This window comes from Candidatus Poribacteria bacterium, assembly GCA_016866785.1.
GTDB lineage: Bacteria > Poribacteria > WGA-4E.
In genome coordinates, this window is sequence record VGLH01000085.1 from 1 (window position 1) to 18002 (window position 18002).

Consider the following 18002-nt stretch of genomic DNA (forward strand, 5'->3'; position numbering starts at 1 on the left):
GCGGACACCGACTTGCCGGCTCGGAGCTCCTCCTTGATGCGTTCGTTGATGAGCACGTTGGCGTCAACCGCCATGCCCATCGTGAGCACGAGACCCGCCAAGCCCGGCAGTGTCAGCGTCGCTCCCAGCAGCGCCAGCGACGCGAGGATCATCAGCGCGTTCAGCACCAACGCGATTGCCGCGAAGGTACCGCAGATGTTGTAGTAGTAGGTCATAAACACGAGCGCCGTCGCGATGCCGATGATGGCGGCGAGTGTACCCTTCCGGATCGCCTCCTGCCCCAGGCTGGGCCCGACCGTGCGCTCCTCCGCCACTTTCACGCCGACCGGGAAAGCGCCAGCCCGAAGGATTCTCGCCAGATCGCCTGCGGATTCCTGGTCGAACCCGCCGGAAATGGACGCCTCACCAGTCAGGATCGGCTCGCGAATGCGCGGGAACGAGACGACCGTGTTGTCGAGGATGATCGCCATCAGCTCGTTGACATGCGCGGCGGTCGCCTCGCCGAACGCTCGTCGACCGTTGCCGGTGAAGCGGACCGACACGACGATCTCGGCGATGTTGCGCTGAGTCGTCGCGCGCGAGATATCTCGACCCGTGATGACGGACTCTCGGTCGACGACGAGCCAGTGACCCTCGCGGTCGTAGAGGACCTCTGCGGTATCGGGGACCTGATCCGGCGTGGGAGGCGTGCCGGAGCCGTACCACGGGGCTCCGTCCTTCTGCTGAACCATGCGGAACTCGAGCCGACCCATCGTCTTCACGACGTTCGCGGCGGTCGAAGAGTCGCGCGCGCCGGGCAACTGCACGATGATCCGGGGCTTGTTGGGCTCCTGGCGGATGTCCGGCTCTGCGACGCCGAACGCGTCGATGCGGTTCCTCAGAACTTCCAGAACCTGCGTCAAAGCGTGCGATGTCTGGTCGTCCATCTCACTCGACTTGAGCTCGAGTCGGTAGCGCACCAGACCCTCGGCGTCCGCCGCGCCGCCGTTGACCGGCTGGACGGAGAAGCTTTCGAGACCCTCGAGGTACTTCTCTGTGTCGGTCCTGCGCGTGTCGCCCGCAGCGCCCCAGTCGGCGCTCGGCTTGACGACGACGATCAGAGCGCCTTGGTCGGGCGTCACCTCACGGCAGTTGACGCGGTAGCGGTCGCGCAGATCGCGCTGGATGCTCGATTGCGCCTCAGCCATCACCTGCTGTTCGGCTTCGGCGAGGTCCAGTTCGAGCGCCAGGTACACGCCGCCTTTGAGGTCGAGACCGAGCTGGATGCGGCTTTCGGGGAAGAGCCAGCCGCGCAGTCCCAGAGGCAGCTTGCCGTAGAGCTGGAGGTCACGCAGGACCGCGTCGGGGGAGCGCCCGAAGAAATCGGTGTACTCGTACTTGAGCTTCGCTTGGATCGCGCGGGAATCGTCCGCGGGGGTGGCGCTGTCGTTCAGCCGGACATCGGTGAGCCCTATCGCCTGTGAGCGCTCGCGAAGCGTCGCTGCAAGACGTCGATAGGCTTTGCTCAGTGCCTCCGCTGACTTGGACGCCGGTTTGTCCAGCAGGAACTCGAACCCGCCGTCGACCGACACCGGCTTCGGGATGCCCTGTGAACCCTGAAGGTCAGCCGGCAGGTGTCCGTACATCGGTCCATAGAACGAAGGAACGCTCGGCAGGACGTAGACCCCGGACAAGAGCACCACGAACAGGATGACGCCGATTCGCCACCACCGCACACGTTCCATAGAACCGGTATCCTTCGTTTCGATTGGGCACAGAGGCGGGGCACAACGATTCCGTGGCAATCCGCTGTCCGAGACCGCAACAAAGGTATCCGAGCCCTGCCCACTTGTCAAGCATCGCGCGGCTTCAGGCGCATGTTGGGTTCACGTCCACTGCTGTCGATAGAGCTGCACTTGGTACGGGTGTCGTGTGATTTCGACGCGGACCGACGTGCGCTTGCCATGGTGGTCTCGCAACACGAGCGGAGCGCTCATCTTGCTGTGCAGTTCCACGCTGCCCGAGTCGAAGTAGAGCCATATGGACTGCGTCGCGAAGGGCGCGATCCGGTAGTCGATGCCGCGGTAGTAGTGATCGTGCGACGGGAAAGGGAGCGGATGGCTCGTGTTCTTGCCCTCCAGCAGGATGGGCGAGACGACCTCCTTCGGCGCGTACCCGCTAAATCGCACGCTGACGAGTCGGATCTCCGTCCCGCCGCGATTGTGGAGCCGCAGGCTGATGACTGCTGCGAGCCGATGGTTGTCGTCGCGATGGACGAACCACGAGTCGTCCGGCACGATCTCAGCAGTCAAGCCGACGATCTCGACCTTCTTCCGGTACAGCCGGATGAACCACAGGAAACCCAACACCGCAGCCACGGACGCGAGCCCGTTGGGCGTCATGAGCAGACGGAACGCATACGCGATGTATGCGGGGATGTCCATCATCGTTCTGACCTATACCTCCTGGGCTTTCCCGACCATCGGGACGAACCGCACCCCCACGATCGACTCCGCCTCGAGCCCGGTGGCGACGCGGCGGATGCGCCGGAGGTCCTGCACGTAGTCACCGATTGGGGCGATGGCGCATGCCCCGATACACAGTTGCCTCCCCAGGCTTTCGGGGAACCGACGCGGCGCGGCTGTGACCAAGATGCCGTCGAACGGCGCGTGCGCCTCCCACCCATCGGCTCCATCGTCGGTTCGAAACTGGATGTTCGTGTATCCGAGCGAGGCGAGCCGCTCCTGCGCCGACGTAGCCAGAGATGGTATCACCTCGATCGTGTACACCTGCGACGCGAGCTCGGCGAGAATGGCAGTCTGGTAGCCGCTACCGGTGCCGATCTCCAAGACGCGCTCAGAGCCCGAGAGCTCCAACAACTGCGTCATCAGAGCGACGATGTAGGGCTGCGAGATCGTCTGACAGGAGCCGATGGACAGAGGGCGGTCTTCGTACGCGCGAGCCATCAGCGCGGTGGGTACGAAACGCTCTCGCGGGACACGTCGGAAGGCATCGAGAACGCGGACGTCCCAGATGTCGCGGTTCGCCAACTGGGTTCGCACCATCAGTTCGCGTTGGGTGCTGAAGTCGGACTCCGATGCCATGGGATCACTCAGTCCGATACGGTCCAAGGCAGCCAGGCGTACGCCCGCGGACGCGTGAGAGACCTGATCGTCCGGTTCCATGCGAGGCTGGCGATGCCATCCAGCGGCGACGCGCTCGATCGCCTGAGTCCAAGCAAGCCGCCCATGTCCAAGCGTTCCAGCCATGTCGGCTTCGGCAGCGACTTGACGGTCATCAGGCGGTCCGCTCGGATCCCTGCCAGTTCCTTCGCGGAAGCAATCGCCTCGCTCATCCCGCCGAGCTCGTCGATCAGACCGCGCTCGACCGCCTGTTTGCCCGTCCAAACGCGCCCCTGCGCGACCTCGTGCACCTCGTCTCGGGTCATCTCTCTGCCCGCCGCGACGCGGTCGAGAAACTGCTCGTAGAGCGTGCCAACCTGCTCTTTCAGCACGTCGCGTCCCGCGTCCGTGAGCGGGGCGTACTCGCTGTACAGGTCCGAGTTGGCGCCGCGCTTCAGTGCGTGCTGATCGACGCCGATCCGGGACAGCAGCCGGTGGACTGACATGCGACCGGAGAAGACGCCGATCGATCCCGTCACGCTCGCGGGCTCGGCGATGATGCGGTCCGTCCCCGACGCCAGGTAGTACGCGCCCGAGCCCCCCATCCCACGGATCCGGGCGACGACGGGCTTGTGCTCGCGCGCGTCCTTCACGGCTCGCCACATGGTTTCCGATGCCGTCACCAGCCCGCCGCCGCTCTCAATGTCGAGTACAATCGCTCGGATATCCCCGTCGCTTCCGGCGTCGCGGATCGCGGAACTCACCGTGTCAGCGCCGACGAAGCGAGAGCCCGTCAGCGGATTGTAGATCGTCTCACCGTCGATCATCACGCCTTCGACGCGCACGATCGCAATGCCCGGAGGGGGCTGGGACCAGTCACGAGGAGCCTCGCTGATCACGCTGTAGTCGGGAGCCGTGACCCACTGCGCCCCGGCGAACCTCGCTCGAAGCGTCTTCTCCGCCTCGTCAGGCGTCGCCAGCCCATCGACCAGACGCGCGGACACCGCTCGGTTCCCCAGATACGGGCCCTCGTCGATGAGTCTCCGAACCGACTCGACCTCGACCCCACGGGCGTCGGCGATGCCTCGCGTCACCTGATCGTAGAGATCGTCCAGCAACTCGTTCATATTCGCGAGCACAGCGTCTGACGGCTCGTCGCGCGTGAACGGTTCGGTGCCGGATTTGTACTCGCCGATGCGCTCGAGCTGCGCGTCGACGCCGAAACGCTCCATCGCGTTCTTGTAGTAGAGCGTGTCCGCGTAGAGTCCGACCAGCTCGATCTCGCCGATGGGATCGAGAAGGATCGTGTCGGCGACTGTCGCGAGCCAGTAGCCCCCGGTTCCCGTGTGGCGGATGTAGGCGGCGGTCGAGACTCCCTTCGCGCGGAGTTCGTTGAGTTGCGCCCGGAACTCCTGCCAGCCGGCAAGGGGCATGCGCTCGCCGTCGAGCTTTACGATCACGGCGGATACGCGCGGATCGCGGCGGATACGCCAGTACGCGGTCTGCCACTGGTCGGGGGTCGTTACGACGGCATAGCGAGGTCGCGACACCACGTTCGCGGCGCGAGCGCGATGGAGCCTCAGGATACCCGCTTGGGCGACATGCTCTCCACCATCGAGGCGGGAGTGACTGCCGATCCCAAAGGTGTTGTAGTCGAACGCGACTCGCGCTTCGAACTGCCGGTCTCCGAACGCCGTGCCGGTCAGCCGTATGCCGCCGACCGGTTCGAGGGTGGCGCTGGCGAAGTACCGACGACGGTTCCATGCCGTTCGGAACGACTCGTCATCGGTCTTTCGCAGATCGAACGAGAGGGTGAGTCGGTTCGTGCCGGGACGCACGGCATAGCCGAAGTCGAAGGCGCGCTCCAGTCGGGAGCCGTCCAGCATCGGTCGGTTGACGTTGCGTGCGACGACACCGAGGGAGCTCCACCGTCGACGGAACAGTGCGCCGACATCCCAGATCACCAGGTCGTCGTGAAGCTCTCTCGCCTTGCCGCTGAACCCGCTGCGCAGCGCTCCCCAGTAGATGCCGCCGCCCAGGTGACTGCCGCCGGACAGCGTCGTCTTGCGGAACGACACTCGCTTCCCACCGATGATGTCGTGTCCGAACTCCAAGCCGATCCCACTGCCGTACAGCGACAAGAACAGCCCGTCGTCTTTGGCGAAATCGCCTTTCACGGTGCGGACGTAGGCGAAGTCAGGGCTCGGGTTCGCGTCGAGCGCGGCAGGATTGGCGACCGTCGCGAAAGCGCCGTCGACGCTGGCGACCGATTCGCGAGGTAAAAGAGTGGACAGGCGCGGCGCGCCGTCGAGGAACGGGGGAGACGCGCCGTGCACGGCTGTCGGCAGCCACGTGAGCAAGGCAGCGCACGCGGCTCTGACGACGACGCGGGAGGCGCGGTCGGCTCGAGGCATCAGTAGATCGATTCGATCACCGGGTCTCCGGAGAAGGCGCGGGCGTCGTGGAGGTCTCGGTCTTGGGCGTTGCCGGCAGGATCACGTAGATCTCTTCGTTAGGTCGGGCGTAGCCCTTCGCCCGCACCATGCGCTCCTGCGTCTGGCGATCCGTTCGGAGCTTGTGCACGTATTCGCGGGCGGCCTCCCGCTGGTGCGTGAGCCGCTCCAGCTCAGCTTCGCGAGCGGACTTGAGCGCCCGAGCCGCGCGGTAGGCGCGCACATCCCCAGCAAGACGGAAGCTCCACAACGCGAGAATCGCCAGCGAAACCGTAAGGACGACGACGTTTCGCCAGCGTGCCGACAGGCCCATGTGCCACAGCCTTCTTCGGAACCGATTGGGCAACCAACGCGACGATTATGGCGCAACGAGACGTCGATTCCAAGCCATGAACCGCGTCGCGCGACATCCACGGCAGACGGGTTCCCTAGCAATAACGGCGGAGCCCGAGCTCCTCGTTACCTGAATCAGCGCCCAAACGACGAGAGGCGGCTCGTCGAGCCGCCTCTCGTCTGTCGATGCTCGCATGCTGAGCTCGCGAGCCAGCTCTAGTGATGATGGTGAGCGTGACCATGACTCGCGGCGCCATCTGCCTTCTTCTCGGGAAGCTCAGCGATCGTCGCTTCCGTCGTCAGCACGAGACCCGCCACGCTGACTGCGTTCTGGAGCGCGACGCGCACCACCTTGGTCGGGTCGAGAATCCCGGCAGCCGGCAAATCTTCGTAACGACGCCTCGCGGCGTTGTATCCAAAGCCCCCGGAGCCGCCGGCGACCGTCGCCACGACAATGGACGGCTCATCGCCGGCATTGCGGGCGAGCTGTCGGAGCGGAGCCTCCAAAGAGCGCTCGATGATCCGCATGCCCGTGAGTAGGTCCTCACGCTGCCGGTCGCTCATCCTGGCGTCGCCCGCCGTGGTCTCGATCAGACTCGACACGGCGCCGCGAGCCCGAATCAGCGATACGCCCCCTCCGACGACCACGCCCTCCTCCACGGCTGCGCGGGTCGCGCTGAGCGCGTCTTCCACGCGAGCCTTGCGCTCCTTCATCTCGACTTCGGTGGCAGCGCCGACGTTGACCACCGCCACGCCTCCCGCGAGCTTGGCGAGCCGTTCCTGGAGCTTCTCACGGTCGTAGTCGGAGGTCGTCTCCTCGATCTGCTTGCGGATCTGCTGCTTCCGTCCCTCGATATCCTCGGATTTGCCCTTCCCGCGGATGACGGTCGTATTGTCCTTGTCTATGACGACGCGCTCCGCTTGGCCCAGCATTCCGAGGACGACGTTCTCCAGCCGGATACCCAGTTCCTCGGCGATCAACTGGCCTCCGGTCAACGTCGCCAGGTCCCGCAACATCTCCTTGCGCCGGTCGCCGAATCCGGGAGCCTTGACGGCACAGACCCGGAGGTTGCCTCGCAGCCGGTTCACGACGAGCGTCGAAAGCGCTTCTCCCTCGACATCCTCGGCGATGATGAGCAGCGGCCTGCCGACCTGAGCGATCTTCTCGAGAACCGGGAGCAGGTCGTTGAGCGCGCTCAGCTTCGACTGGTTGATCAGCAGGTAGGGGTTGTCCAGGACGCATTCGTTGCCGTCCTCGGTATTCACGAAGTAGCGTGAGATGAACCCCTTGTCGAACTGCATCCCCTCGACGACTTCGAGGGTCGTCTCGGCGGTCTTGCCCTCCTCGACCGTGATGACGCCCTCTGTGCCCACCTTCTCCAGCGCGTCGGCGATGTACCCGCCGATCGTCGCGTCGTGGTTCGAGGCGACCGTCGCAATCCGCTCGTAGTCCTCGCGGCCGTTCACAGGACGGCTCTGCCCCTTCAGCGATGCGACGACGGCTTCGCACGCCTTGTCGATGCCCCGCTTCAGGCTCATCGGATCCGCGCCTGCCGTGACGTTCTTGATCCCTTCCTGTAGGATCGCATACGCCATCGTCACGGCGCTGGTTGTGCCGTCGCCAGCGTCGTCGTTCGTCTTCGACGCGGCCGCCCGCAGTAGCTGGGCACCGATGTTCTCGTACTTGCCCGGAAGCTCGATCTCCTTGGCGACCGTGACGCCATCTTTGGTCACCGTTGGCGCGCCGTAGGACTTCTGCAGAACGACATTGCGGCCTCGAGGCCCGAGCGTCGTGCACACCGCGCGGCTCAGCGTTTCGGCGCCTTTCTTGATCCCAGCGCGCGCTTCGACATCGAACGCGATCTGCTTCGCCATACCGTTGACATCCTCCTGATACGCGCCCAGACAACGGCGGGCAACAGCCCGCCTGGACGGAACGCTCGCGACCTAGCCGACGATGGCGAGAATGTCCGACTCCCGCAGCACGAGGTACTCGGTTCCGTTGAGTTCGAACTCATTGCCGCCGTACTTGGCGAAGATAACGGTGTCGCCGACTTTGACGGACAGGGCGCGGCGTACGCCGTTCTCGTCCCGGCGTCCCGGACCCACCGCGATGACCTTCCCGAGCTGAGGCTGCTCTTTGGCGGTGTCCGGTACGATGATCGATCCGATGCGACTCTCCTCGACTTCCTGCCTCTCCACGCACACGTGATCGGAAAGCGGCTCCAGCGCCATGGTCGCTCGTCTCCTTGGTCCACAGTTGCCCATAGCCGATGCGAAATCGTCTTGCGCGTTAGCACTCGTGGGCAAAGAGTGCCAAACACGCTCCATGCTACCCGCCGGGAATCCGGCTTGTCAAGGCGATCCGCGCGACGGCAACTCCGTTGCGGCGAGCGCTCTGCCGAATTGGGGGATGCTAGCGGACGAACCTTGGCAGGCACCCGGCACGGCGCGACGGCTCAATGGGGGATCGCCCAGCGTGAAGGCAGCCAAGGCAATAGATCAGGATGAAGGCACGCCTTCGGACCCGACTCGCAACGCCCCCAACGCGTCGAGAACGCCCTGAAGATCGCTCTCCGGAAGCCGGCAAGATGAGCAATACAGTGGGTACAACGGCAACGAAGACATCACGATGCCCTCGACCGGATGGTTCTGACGGAGTGCAATCCACGAAGAGGGCCATCTCTCAGCATCGTGTCGGTCCACATCGGGGAAGGGAACCAGGACGCTCTCGCTCCCCGTCAAGGTGGGATCGGTCTGTATCCCGTAGCAGTCGAATCCGTAGTCTTCGAGTGTCCCGAGCGTGGAGAAAGCTGACTCGTTGAAGCCTCCAGGATGGTGCGCGTGGCCGACTTCGATGAGAACGCACGCCGTTTCCTTCGACCTCAGGAGGTCTGCCGCGCCGACGACGACCGCCGCCTCGAACCCTTCGACATCGATCTTGAAGACAATCGGCGGTCTGATATCCCGAGCGGAGAACATGCCGTCGAGTCGTCGCACTTCGACGGTCTCAAAGCCTTGTTCGTCCGCCTGACCCAAATCCCAGCCTCGCACGAAGGAGGCGCCGGTGCTATATCGGGACAGCAGCTCCTCGGAGTTCCTGTCGCCCAAGCCGATGCGATATGGCAGGATGACGCGATCCTTGCCGTTCCAGCCGATGTTGTGCTGTAGACAGCGAAAGTTGTCCTCCAACGGCTCGAACGCGATAACCTGGACGGGACGGGGCGAGTTGCAGGCGACCAAGAGGCTGAAATAGCCGATATTGGCGCCGATGTCGAAGAACGTGCCGCCGGCGTTTGTCGTCACCAGCACCAGGAACGTCTCCATCGGTTCGTAGGTCCGGATGTCGCCGTACCCGAGCAGTGCGAGCATAATGGCGTTGTGAGCCGGGCCCGAAAGGGCAAACCCGAACGGCGACTGGACCTGGGCGAGGGGCCACACGAGCGCCGAGGTCGCTTTGGTGACCACGCCAGCTCCGGCGGGATTCGCCAGCAGTTCGCGGTAGATACTACGCAGCAACGACAGACGCGGCATGTGAAACTTCCTCAAATGCAGCAGCCATCGGCATCGACTGTGAAATCAACGAGGACGGTTCGTCCGCGCGCACGTCAACGCGAGCAATGTCTGAGATGATACATCCGCGACCGACCGTCGTCACACGGTCGCGGAAGGCAGATCGACGAGCCCGCTTTGAGATCGCTGTGAGAGGCTTCCATGCAGAGGATTCAGTCAGGCGCGTACCTCGCGGAGGACTTCGCGGGCGGGCTCGACCCCGACCGCTGGCAGATCGTCCCCGACATGCCGAAGCTCGCAGCGGAGGCAACCGACCAATGCCTCCGACTGCACGGTGTGTCCACTCGGTCGACGGATGTGTCCGTATCGGTCACGTCGCGGCGCTGGTACCCCGCGACGGTGTCGCTGGTTGCCGAGATGCGCGTTCCGATGGACCTGGGACAGCCCGGATCGTTCGGCGTGGGCATACAGCTTCGCGGCATCGGCGCGCCGGGATCGCCTGAGCCGCCATCGGGGTCGCGCGAAGGTTCGCGCGTCGTATTCGGAAAGCACATGGGCAGCGAGGGCTGGTATCAGGACTCGCCCGCTGCTCCGCTTCGGACTGCGCCGTCGGTCTCCGTCATACCCCCTGCTGGCGACGAGTCGTCCGTCTTCCGCACCGTAAGAGTGGCGTTCAGCCGATGGCAGGACGTCGTCGAAACGCATGTGCTGCACGGGGCGGAATGGATATGGGTCGGCGAAGCGCGGTCCCGGCGCGATGCCATGCGCGCCGCACTGACCGCGAAGGCATCTGGTGTCGGCGTTGCGGTCGATGTCCGGTTCAGAAACGTGCGCATCTACGCTGCCCATGACCCGGTGCGCGTTCTCGTCGGGTCGGGAGACGCGATGAGGGACTCTGTCGTCGTGCTTTCATCGCCAGACGGCAACGAAGCATTGGCAGAAGCGAGGGTCGGTTCCGACGGCGCGGCGTTGCTGATGCTGCCGGAAGACGCCGTGTTCCCCATGTCCGGGACTCTGAGCGTGTGCATCCGAGGCCGCGCTCTCGATCAGCGGCGTATCGAGGCGAGCGGCGTCGAGGGCATCTATCCAGGCGATGTGTACAGCGCGATGGTTCCGCTGTTCCACATCTGAACCGAATCTGAAACGAGCCCATGACGTGGACGAGAGAACGCGCTACTGTCCTGAGTTGGGAAAGTTCCCACACAGCCAACGGAGGGAGCCGTCCAATGCAGACACGAGCCATCGATTTCGTTGTGTACGCCGTGTCAGACGTGGGCAAGGCGATCTCGTTCTACCGGGACACGCTGGGAATGCCGTTGGATACCGTCGTGGAGGGCGCGTGGGCGGAGTTCTCGCTCGTGCCGGTGACCCTGGCTCTCGTGGGTCCACCGTGGGCGGAAGCACCACGACGCGGCGACCGTGGGGGAGCGACGGTGGCGCTCGCCGTGGATGATGTCACGCGGGCGGTCACAGAGCTGCGAGCGAAGGGCGTCCAGGTTTTCGTCGAGCCGATGGAGACCTCCGTCTGCCACATGGCGATGATTGCGGACCCGGATGGAAACCGGATCTGGCTCCACCAGCGCAAAGATGGCACATGCGGTTAGCCAGTGAAGGCTCTGCGGCCGATCTTGCCAGTGTTCCTCGGTGGACCCAGCTAGACAGGACAGTGCCGTGGCAAAGCAGGCTGTGCGCGTCGATCGTGTCAGCACCGGCGTGTTCTGGGTAGAGATCCCGGACGCCGACTTGCGGATTGTCTGCGGTTGCCCTGCCGACAGCGTGAAGCACCTCATCAAGCACGGCTTCATCCGCGAGATCGAACAGGACGGCGTCCGCTTCGAGACGGGCCCCAATGCCATCCTGCTGTCCGACGAAATGGTCCAGAACGGAGATTTCGCGAACCTGGCGGAGTTCCCGGTGCTTCAGATGCTCTACCGCCAGGGGATGCTGATTCCCAAGCACCCGAACAACACGGGCACCAAGCCGCTCCTGATCGGGCTCTCGCAGCAGGTCCGCGCTCAGCTCCAGTACATCTACCGAGGCAACTACGGGCTCGTATCGGAGCAGGAACTGGCGGACGCCGGCATGGTCGGAGACGCGGCTTCGGATTTCATGCGCCTCAAGCTCAAGTTCGCGTTCGGACAGATTCGAGCATCCAACGAGTTGCTGGACACCCTGATCGTCCGCGAGGACCCGGTAGAAATCCGCGGAGGCGTGACCATTCGGCGCACCGCCGCGAACGTGTTCGAGCTGCGCTACAAATCCGAATCGGTCACGGTAGACCTGAACCTCGGTCCCGACGAGCGGTACGAGTGCCCATATTCATTGGGATTTCAAAGCATCGATCTCCCGTACTTCGGCGTCGTCCATTCGGGCGAGGGGGACGGATGGGATATCCACCGCCCGGCGGTTTCGAGCATCGTCGTGTTCCAGGGTCGCATCTACTTGATCGATGCGGGACCGAACCTGATCCACAACCTGAACTCGTTGGGGATCGGCGTACCACAGATATCGGGGATCTTCCACACTCACGCGCATGACGATCATTTCGCAGGGATCGCCACGCTCGTTCGTGCCGGGCACCGCATCCCCTACTACGCCGCGCGCGTCGTGAGAGCGTCCGTCCAGAAGAAACTCGCTGCCCTCCTCGGGTTCGACGAGGACCAGTTCTCGCACTACCTCGATCCTCACGATCTGAAGCTCGACGTCTGGAACGACGTGGACGGGCTCGAAGTCATGCCGGAGCTATCGCCGCATCCCGTGGCTTCCACGGTTTTCACGTTCCGTGCCATGGCTGACGGAGGATACCGAACCTACGCCCACATGAGCGACATCGTCTCTCTGGACTTGCTGCGGAGTTGGGCTGACGGCGAGAACCCCGCAGTGACGTCAAGCTACGTGGAAAGCGTCCGTGAGACCTACCTCCGCCCTGCGGATGTGAAGAAGATCGACATCGGCGGAGGCTTCATCCACGGCATGGCGAACGACTTCAAGGACGACAGGTCCGACAAGATCGTGCTGGCGCATATCGCACGACCTCTCACGCCCGACGAACGCAGCATTGGCGCCAGCGTTCACCACGGAACCACGGACGTGTTGATACCAGCACGTGTGGACTACTGGCGAGTCGCGGCTGAGCGGTGGCTGCAGCATGCGATGCCGTCTACCGCCGAGCACGACCTCGCCATGCTATTGAACAGCGAGATCGTGACCTTCAGCCCGGGCTCTGTCGTGCTGGAGCCTGACACAGAGCCCGACCGTGTCTATCTGCTCCTGTCCGGCACGATCGAACGACGTGCCGAGACGGGCCACTCGCGCTCCTTGATGCCAGCCGGCGGCCTGGTCGGTCAGTTGCCGCTCTTGACCGGATCTGCCCAGCCTTTCCAGTACAGGGCTCTCTCCTATGTGAAAGCGCTCGAGATGCCGGCATCTCTCTATCAGGAGGCGGTTGGCAGAAACCAACTGGGTGACAGGCTGGCGCGCACCGAGTCGATGAAGAGCCGATTGAGGTCGCTCGGTCTGTTCGCTGAAGCCATATCGGAGCCCGTTCTCAGTCGGGTCGCCGAAATATGCGATGTTCGGCTCTACGAAGAAGGCGACTCGGTTCTGTCTCGTGACACCGCGTGCCTCGAGGTCGTGCTGAGCGGCGCGGTCGAATGCAGCGCCGGTGGCGAAGTCATTGAGCTCCTGGGCCCCGGTTCGTTCTATGGCGAGGAGAGCGCCGTCTTCGGTGTGCCACGTCTGCTGCGCATGCGAGCGCTCGAACGCTCGGAAGTATGCCGAATCCCCGGCGTCGCCATCGAGGACATCCCCGTGGTTCGGTGGAAGCTGCTCGAGTCGTATCTCGCGAGGACGTCGCGGCTCATCCACACCGACGATACATCGAAGGCGTTCACCTGGCGCGACGAGTTCAGCGTCGGCAATGGGAGGATGGATACCCACCACCAGCGGCTCTTCGAGATCGCCAACAGCATCGCCCACGCCATCGAGTCGCACGGCGATCGCAGCGTCCTGGTCGAGGTGGCGAACTCGCTGGTCGCGTACACCAAGTATCACTTCGCCGCCGAAGAGGAACTGATGGGATCGTACGCGTACGGCGGCAAAGCGCAGCACGCCGCGATCCACCGACAATTGGAAGCCGACGCTGCCGACCTGCGCGACGACCTTCGGCACGGCAAAGAGATCACGGCAAAGGACGTCGCCGAGTTTCTCGAGCGGTGGCTGATCCGTCATATCCTCGAACACGATCTTCGGTACGGAGCCTACCTCAACGCCCTAGGCGTGTACTGACCGTATCGCGGTAGCCTCGTACTGCGATGGGTTCAGGTTCCTGCGCATCGGTGAACCAAACCGCTTGGGTGTGACAGTCTCTCGCTGTATACTAGGCTCTGCGCTTCACACGTTCGTGTGGGAGACGCTCCAGCGCGCGAGAGCGGCGCGAGAGCCGACCACAAGCCTTCGGTGAGGGCTCTTCGTGGGTGCCGGAACGGTCATCCGATGGGGCAAGAGTGCATCCATCTGGGCAAGGGAGCCGACTTCATGAGAAAGCACCGCCGTAGTCTGTCCGTCGTCGCCTTGTTGGCGGTCGCATCGGTAGCATCCGTGATCGTGTGGCTCAACCAGAGCTCCGCCCAGAACCGGTATGAGCTCGTAACGTCCTACATCGCCACGCTCAACGAGATACTGGTCAAGACCGACAGCAACTTCTACAAGGAGGTCGATGACCAGAAGATGCTGGAAGGGGCGATTCGAGGGGCGGTTTCCGCCCTCAACGATCCGTACTCCTTCTACCAGAGCCCGGAGGAGCAGCAGAGGGAGCGCGAAGACCTGTTCCAGGCGAAGTTCGGTGGACTGGGAATCCGCATCTACCCGGAACAGCGAGGCGACTTCGCCGTCGTCAAAGTATCGACGCCGCTCCGCAACTCACCAGCCATACGTGCCGGTCTCCAGCCAGGCGACATCATCGTCAAGGTGGACGGTGAGTCGGTCATCCTCGGCGGCGACCGAGGTTTGACACTGAACGATGTCGTCGGCAAGCTCCGTGGAGCTGTCGGCGAGCCCGTCACCGTCACGATCGAGCGCCGGAACCGCAACGAGCCGTTCGACGTGACGCTCGTGCGCGAGGAGATCAAGCTGGAGAGCGTCGAGTGGACGGTCGTGGAACCGGGGATCGTCTATGTATCGGTCGACAGCTTCACCAACTCGACGATGGACGAGTTCACCGAAGCCCTCCGCGAATCGGCGAAGGAGGGTCCGATCCGCTCACTGCTGATCGACGTACGCGGCAACCGAGGAGGGCTCCTGACCGCCGCCAAGGAGATGTCCGACGCGTTCCTCGGCGACGGCATCATCGTGTCGACACAGGGCAGGCGGTCGGAGTTCAACCACGTCTACAAAGCCGACAACGAGCGCTTGGTGTCGGATGACACGACCGTGGTCGTCCTGGTGAACGGGATGAGCGCCAGCGGCTCCGAGATTCTTGCCGGGGCGATCAAAGACCGAAAGCGCGGCATTCTGGTCGGCACGAAGACGTTCGGCAAGGGCGTGGTGCAACAGCGCTTCGAGCTCAAGAACGGCGGGGCTGTGTCGCTGACGATCTCCGCGTACTACACGCCGGGCGGGACGTCCATCGACGGATCGGGCATCGAACCGAACGTCGCCGTCGAACCGGAGATCCTCAGCGACGAACAGGCGTTCATTCGCGAGAAGATCCGCGAGAAGAAGATCATCGAGAACTTCGTGCTCGAGCACATCCGCACCTACGAACGCGAGCGCGGGAGCACGCCGACCGACTTCGCGCCGCTAGGGGCTCGCCTCTCCGAACTGACGCCAGCTCTCGAAGAGAACCATCTGGCGCTCGATCCCCGCTACGTCCGACTCGAGGCGCGAGGGGTCTTCGACCTGAACGTCGGCAACGACCGTCTGATCGACTTGGAGAACGACCGTCAGCTTACAGAAGCGCTGCACATCGTCAAGGATGTGGGCGTCGCCAACGTGCTGAACGGTTCCTACAAGGCGGCTACACCGAGCACGACTGCGACGAACTGACCTGCAATCGCCGACGGCGGCACATGCGCGGGCGGACGCCCGGAGGTCTGGCAACCGGTTGGGCACGACTCCACGGGAGAAGACGTCCCATGGCGACGACGGATACGGAGACGGCAACACCCGATGCAGCGTTCAGCGGAAGGTCCGAGCCCCCTGACGGCGAGATGTCGCTGTGGTTCCGCCAACCCGCGTCGATCTGGGATCACGCGCTACCCATCGGGAACGGTCGATTCGGCGCGATGGTCTTCGGCGGCGTGCCCCAGGAACGCCTCCAGTTCAACGAGGACACGCTCTGGTCGGGAGGGCCCCGCGACACGACGAACCCCCGCGCGCTCCGCTACCTGCCGCTCATTCGCCAACTGCTCAACGAGGGACAGATCGCGCGGGCGACGCGCCTCGCTGAACGCCACATGATGGGCGAGCCGATGCGCGTCAAGCCCTACCAGTCGCTCGCCGACGTCTGGATCGACTTCGACCACACGGAGGTCGAGGACTACCGACGCGAGCTCGACCTGGCGACGGGCATCTGTCGGGTGCAGTACCGCGTCGGCGAAGTGCTCTTCACGCGCGAGTACTTCGCGTCGGCACCGGATCAGGTTGTCGTCGTCCGGCTGACAGCATCGGAACCGGGCGCGCTGACCTTCAACCTTCGGATGACGCGCGAGCAGGACGCCGGAACCGAGCCTGTCGTGAACCCCCACTTCCTGACGTTGGCCGGTCGATGCGACGGGGGAGACGGCATCGCGTTCCGACTGCAGGCACACGTGCTGCCCCATGGCGGGAGCCTCAACGCAGACGACGACGGACTTCGCATCGATGGAGCCACTTCGGTGGCGCTTCGCTTCGCGGGCGCGACTTCATACCGGGGTCGCGATGAGCGCGCGTGGACCGATTCCTGGATCAGCAGCGCCGCCCTGCGTTCGTTCGACGAGCTCCGGGAACGGCACGTCGCCGATCATCGCGCGCTGTTCGACCGCGTGAGCCTCGACCTCGGCGATCCCGCGCCCGAGCTGCCAACGGACGAGCGGCTCCAGCGCGTCCGCGACGGCGCAGAGGACCCCCGGCTCGTCGCCCAGTACTTCCAGTTCGGGCGGTATCTGCTCATCGGCTCGTCGCGCCCCGGCACGCAGCCCGCGAACCTGCAGGGCATCTGGGCGCACGGGATGAACCCGCCGTGGAACAGCGACTACCACCTCAACATCAACATCCAGATGAACTACTGGCACGCGGAGGTCGCCAACCTGGCTGAGCTCCACACGCCTCTGTTCGACCTGCTGGATTCGCTGCGCCCGTCAGGCAGGAAGACGGCGCGAGTCCACTACGGATGCCGGGGGTTCGTCGCTCACCATCTCACGGACGCGTGGGGCTTCACGACCCCCGCTGACGGCGCGTCGTGGGGGCTCTGGCAGATGGGAGCCGCCTGGACGTGCCAGCACCTTTGGGAGCACTACGCCTTCTCACTCGACGAGGCGTTCCTGCGCGAGCGCGCCTACCCGATCCTCAGAGAAGCGTGCGAGTTCTTCCTCGACTTCCTGGTGGAACACGAGTCCGGGTTATTCGTGTCGGGGCCCTCGTCGTCGCCGGAGAACGCCTATCGATTGCCTGACGGCACTTCCGGCGGGCTGTGCCTGAGTCCGTCGATGGACTCGCAGATACTCCACGATCTCTTCTCGAACACGATCCGGGCGTCCGAAGTCCTCGACACGGACGCGTCGTTCCGGGCGAAGCTGGCGGCGACGCTCGACCGTCTGCCCAAACCGCGCATCGGCAAGCACGGGCAGCTACAGGAGTGGATGGAGGACTACGACGAGCGAGAGCCCGGGCACCGGCACATGTCCCATCTCTTTGCGCTCCATCCCGGATCGCAAATCACACTAAGACGCACACCCGAGCTCGCAAAGGCGGCGCGTCGGGTTCTCGAACGGCGGCTCGCCCACGGGGGCGGGCACACCGGTTGGAGCCGCGCGTGGATCGTCAGCTTCTGGGCGCGGCTCGAAGACGCCGAGTCCGCCTACGAGCACCTGCTCGCTCTGCTTCGCAAGTCCACGACGGACAACCTGTTCGACATGCATCCGCCGTTCCAGATCGACGGGAACTTCGGCGGAACCGCCGGCATCGCGGAGATGCTGCTGCAAAGCCACGCCGGCGAGATCCATCTGCTGCCCGCGTTGCCCAAGGCGTGGGAATCCGGTAGCGCTTGTGGCATGCGGGCGCGTGGCGCAGTCGAAGTCGATATCCAATGGTCGGACGGACGCCTGGCGCTCGCGGAGATACGTCCCTCGCGAGACGGCGAATGCCGCGTCCGAGTCGCAGGCGGAGCCGGTGTCGAATCGGGCGGCGTGTCGGTGGCAACCGAAACCCCCGACGACGACCTGATCGTTTTCCGAGGAGAGGCGGGACGCGCCTATCGCTTGGTTCCACGGTGAGGACGGGAAGTTTGAGCCACATGACGAACGAGGAGTTGTCTACCCAGCTCCGTGACCTCGCGAATCTGATGGTTATCGCAGGCGAGGACGAGTTCAAGGCGAACCGATACGCTCGTGTCGCGGAGACGGTC

13 protein-coding genes are annotated in these 18002 nt (G+C 64.2%); 5 read left to right on the forward strand and 8 right to left on the reverse strand.

The genetic code is table 11. The features are described 5' to 3' along the window. The 8 genes from secD to FJZ36_12675 all read right to left on the reverse strand — a co-directional run. Positions 1–1724: protein translocase subunit SecD (gene secD, locus FJZ36_12640; protein ID MBM3215751.1), on the reverse strand; the 1724-nt coding region annotated here is incomplete at its 3' end. A gap of 141 nt (positions 1725–1865) precedes the next feature. Continuing rightward, positions 1866–2423: a hypothetical protein gene (locus tag FJZ36_12645; protein MBM3215752.1), complete on the reverse strand. Its 558-nt coding sequence runs from the start codon at positions 2421–2423 to the stop codon at positions 1866–1868. A 12-nt stretch (positions 2424–2435) separates the two neighbouring features. Beyond that, positions 2436–3083 (reverse strand): protein-L-isoaspartate(D-aspartate) O-methyltransferase, encoded by a 648-nt coding sequence (locus FJZ36_12650; protein ID MBM3215753.1) that lies wholly within the window; start codon positions 3081–3083, stop codon positions 2436–2438. An 8-nt stretch (positions 3084–3091) separates the two neighbouring features. Beyond that, positions 3092–5515, reverse strand: a complete 2424-nt coding sequence (gene sppA / locus FJZ36_12655; GenBank protein ID MBM3215754.1) for a signal peptide peptidase SppA — start codon at positions 5513–5515, stop codon at positions 3092–3094. A 16-nt stretch (positions 5516–5531) separates the two neighbouring features. After that, positions 5532–5867 (reverse strand): hypothetical protein, encoded by a 336-nt coding sequence (locus FJZ36_12660; protein MBM3215755.1) that lies wholly within the window; start codon positions 5865–5867, stop codon positions 5532–5534. Positions 5868–6103: 236 nt separating this feature from the next. Beyond that, complete coding sequence (gene groL / locus FJZ36_12665) at positions 6104–7762, reverse strand: chaperonin GroEL (protein MBM3215756.1); 1659 nt, start codon at positions 7760–7762, stop codon at positions 6104–6106. A 72-nt stretch (positions 7763–7834) separates the two neighbouring features. Then, positions 7835–8122: a co-chaperone GroES gene (locus FJZ36_12670; GenBank protein ID MBM3215757.1), complete on the reverse strand. Its 288-nt coding sequence runs from the start codon at positions 8120–8122 to the stop codon at positions 7835–7837. A 267-nt stretch (positions 8123–8389) separates the two neighbouring features. Continuing rightward, a complete protein-coding gene (locus FJZ36_12675) occupies positions 8390–9421 on the reverse strand; it encodes an FkbM family methyltransferase (GenBank protein ID MBM3215758.1) in 1032 nt (343 codons plus the stop codon). A 180-nt stretch (positions 9422–9601) separates the two neighbouring features. Here FJZ36_12675 and FJZ36_12680 point away from each other — a divergent pair, with 180 nt between their 5' ends. From FJZ36_12680 to FJZ36_12700, 5 genes are all read left to right on the forward strand, one after another. Next, positions 9602–10531 (forward strand): hypothetical protein, encoded by a 930-nt coding sequence (locus FJZ36_12680; protein ID MBM3215759.1) that lies wholly within the window; start codon positions 9602–9604, stop codon positions 10529–10531. A gap of 20 nt (positions 10532–10551) precedes the next feature. Further along, positions 10552–11004, forward strand: a complete 453-nt coding sequence (locus tag FJZ36_12685; GenBank protein MBM3215760.1) for a VOC family protein — start codon at positions 10552–10554, stop codon at positions 11002–11004. A gap of 67 nt (positions 11005–11071) precedes the next feature. Continuing rightward, entirely contained in the window at positions 11072–13687 is a 2616-nt protein-coding gene (locus FJZ36_12690) for a bacteriohemerythrin (GenBank protein MBM3215761.1), read from the forward strand. A 207-nt stretch (positions 13688–13894) separates the two neighbouring features. Next, on the forward strand, positions 13895–15445 hold the full coding sequence (locus tag FJZ36_12695) for a S41 family peptidase (GenBank protein MBM3215762.1): 1551 nt from the start codon (positions 13895–13897) through the stop codon (positions 15443–15445). Positions 15446–15609: 164 nt separating this feature from the next. After that, on the forward strand, positions 15610–17871 hold the full coding sequence (locus FJZ36_12700; protein ID MBM3215763.1) for a glycoside hydrolase family 95 protein: 2262 nt from the start codon (positions 15610–15612) through the stop codon (positions 17869–17871). The last annotated feature ends 131 nt before the right edge of the window (positions 17872–18002 follow it).

Excerpts from the sequence above, each read along its gene's own strand:
- FJZ36_12645 (MBM3215752.1), bottom strand. The coding sequence starts at position 2,423 with ATGGACATCCCCGCATACATCGCGTATGCGTTCCGTCTGCTCATGACG.
- FJZ36_12650 (MBM3215753.1), bottom strand. The coding sequence starts at position 3,083 with ATGGCATCGGAGTCCGACTTCAGCACCCAACGCGAACTGATGGTGCGA.
- sppA (MBM3215754.1), bottom strand. The coding sequence starts at position 5,515 with ATGCCTCGAGCCGACCGCGCCTCCCGCGTCGTCGTCAGAGCCGCGTGC.
- FJZ36_12660 (MBM3215755.1), bottom strand. The coding sequence starts at position 5,867 with ATGGGCCTGTCGGCACGCTGGCGAAACGTCGTCGTCCTTACGGTTTCG.
- groL (MBM3215756.1), bottom strand. The coding sequence starts at position 7,762 with ATGGCGAAGCAGATCGCGTTCGATGTCGAAGCGCGCGCTGGGATCAAG.
- FJZ36_12670 (MBM3215757.1), bottom strand. The coding sequence starts at position 8,122 with ATGGCGCTGGAGCCGCTTTCCGATCACGTGTGCGTGGAGAGGCAGGAA.
- FJZ36_12675 (MBM3215758.1), bottom strand. The coding sequence starts at position 9,421 with ATGCCGCGTCTGTCGTTGCTGCGTAGTATCTACCGCGAACTGCTGGCG.
- FJZ36_12680 (MBM3215759.1), top strand. The coding sequence starts at position 9,602 with ATGCAGAGGATTCAGTCAGGCGCGTACCTCGCGGAGGACTTCGCGGGC.
- FJZ36_12685 (MBM3215760.1), top strand. The coding sequence starts at position 10,552 with ATGACGTGGACGAGAGAACGCGCTACTGTCCTGAGTTGGGAAAGTTCC.
- FJZ36_12695 (MBM3215762.1), top strand. The coding sequence starts at position 13,895 with ATGGGGCAAGAGTGCATCCATCTGGGCAAGGGAGCCGACTTCATGAGA.
- FJZ36_12700 (MBM3215763.1), top strand. The coding sequence starts at position 15,610 with ATGTCGCTGTGGTTCCGCCAACCCGCGTCGATCTGGGATCACGCGCTA.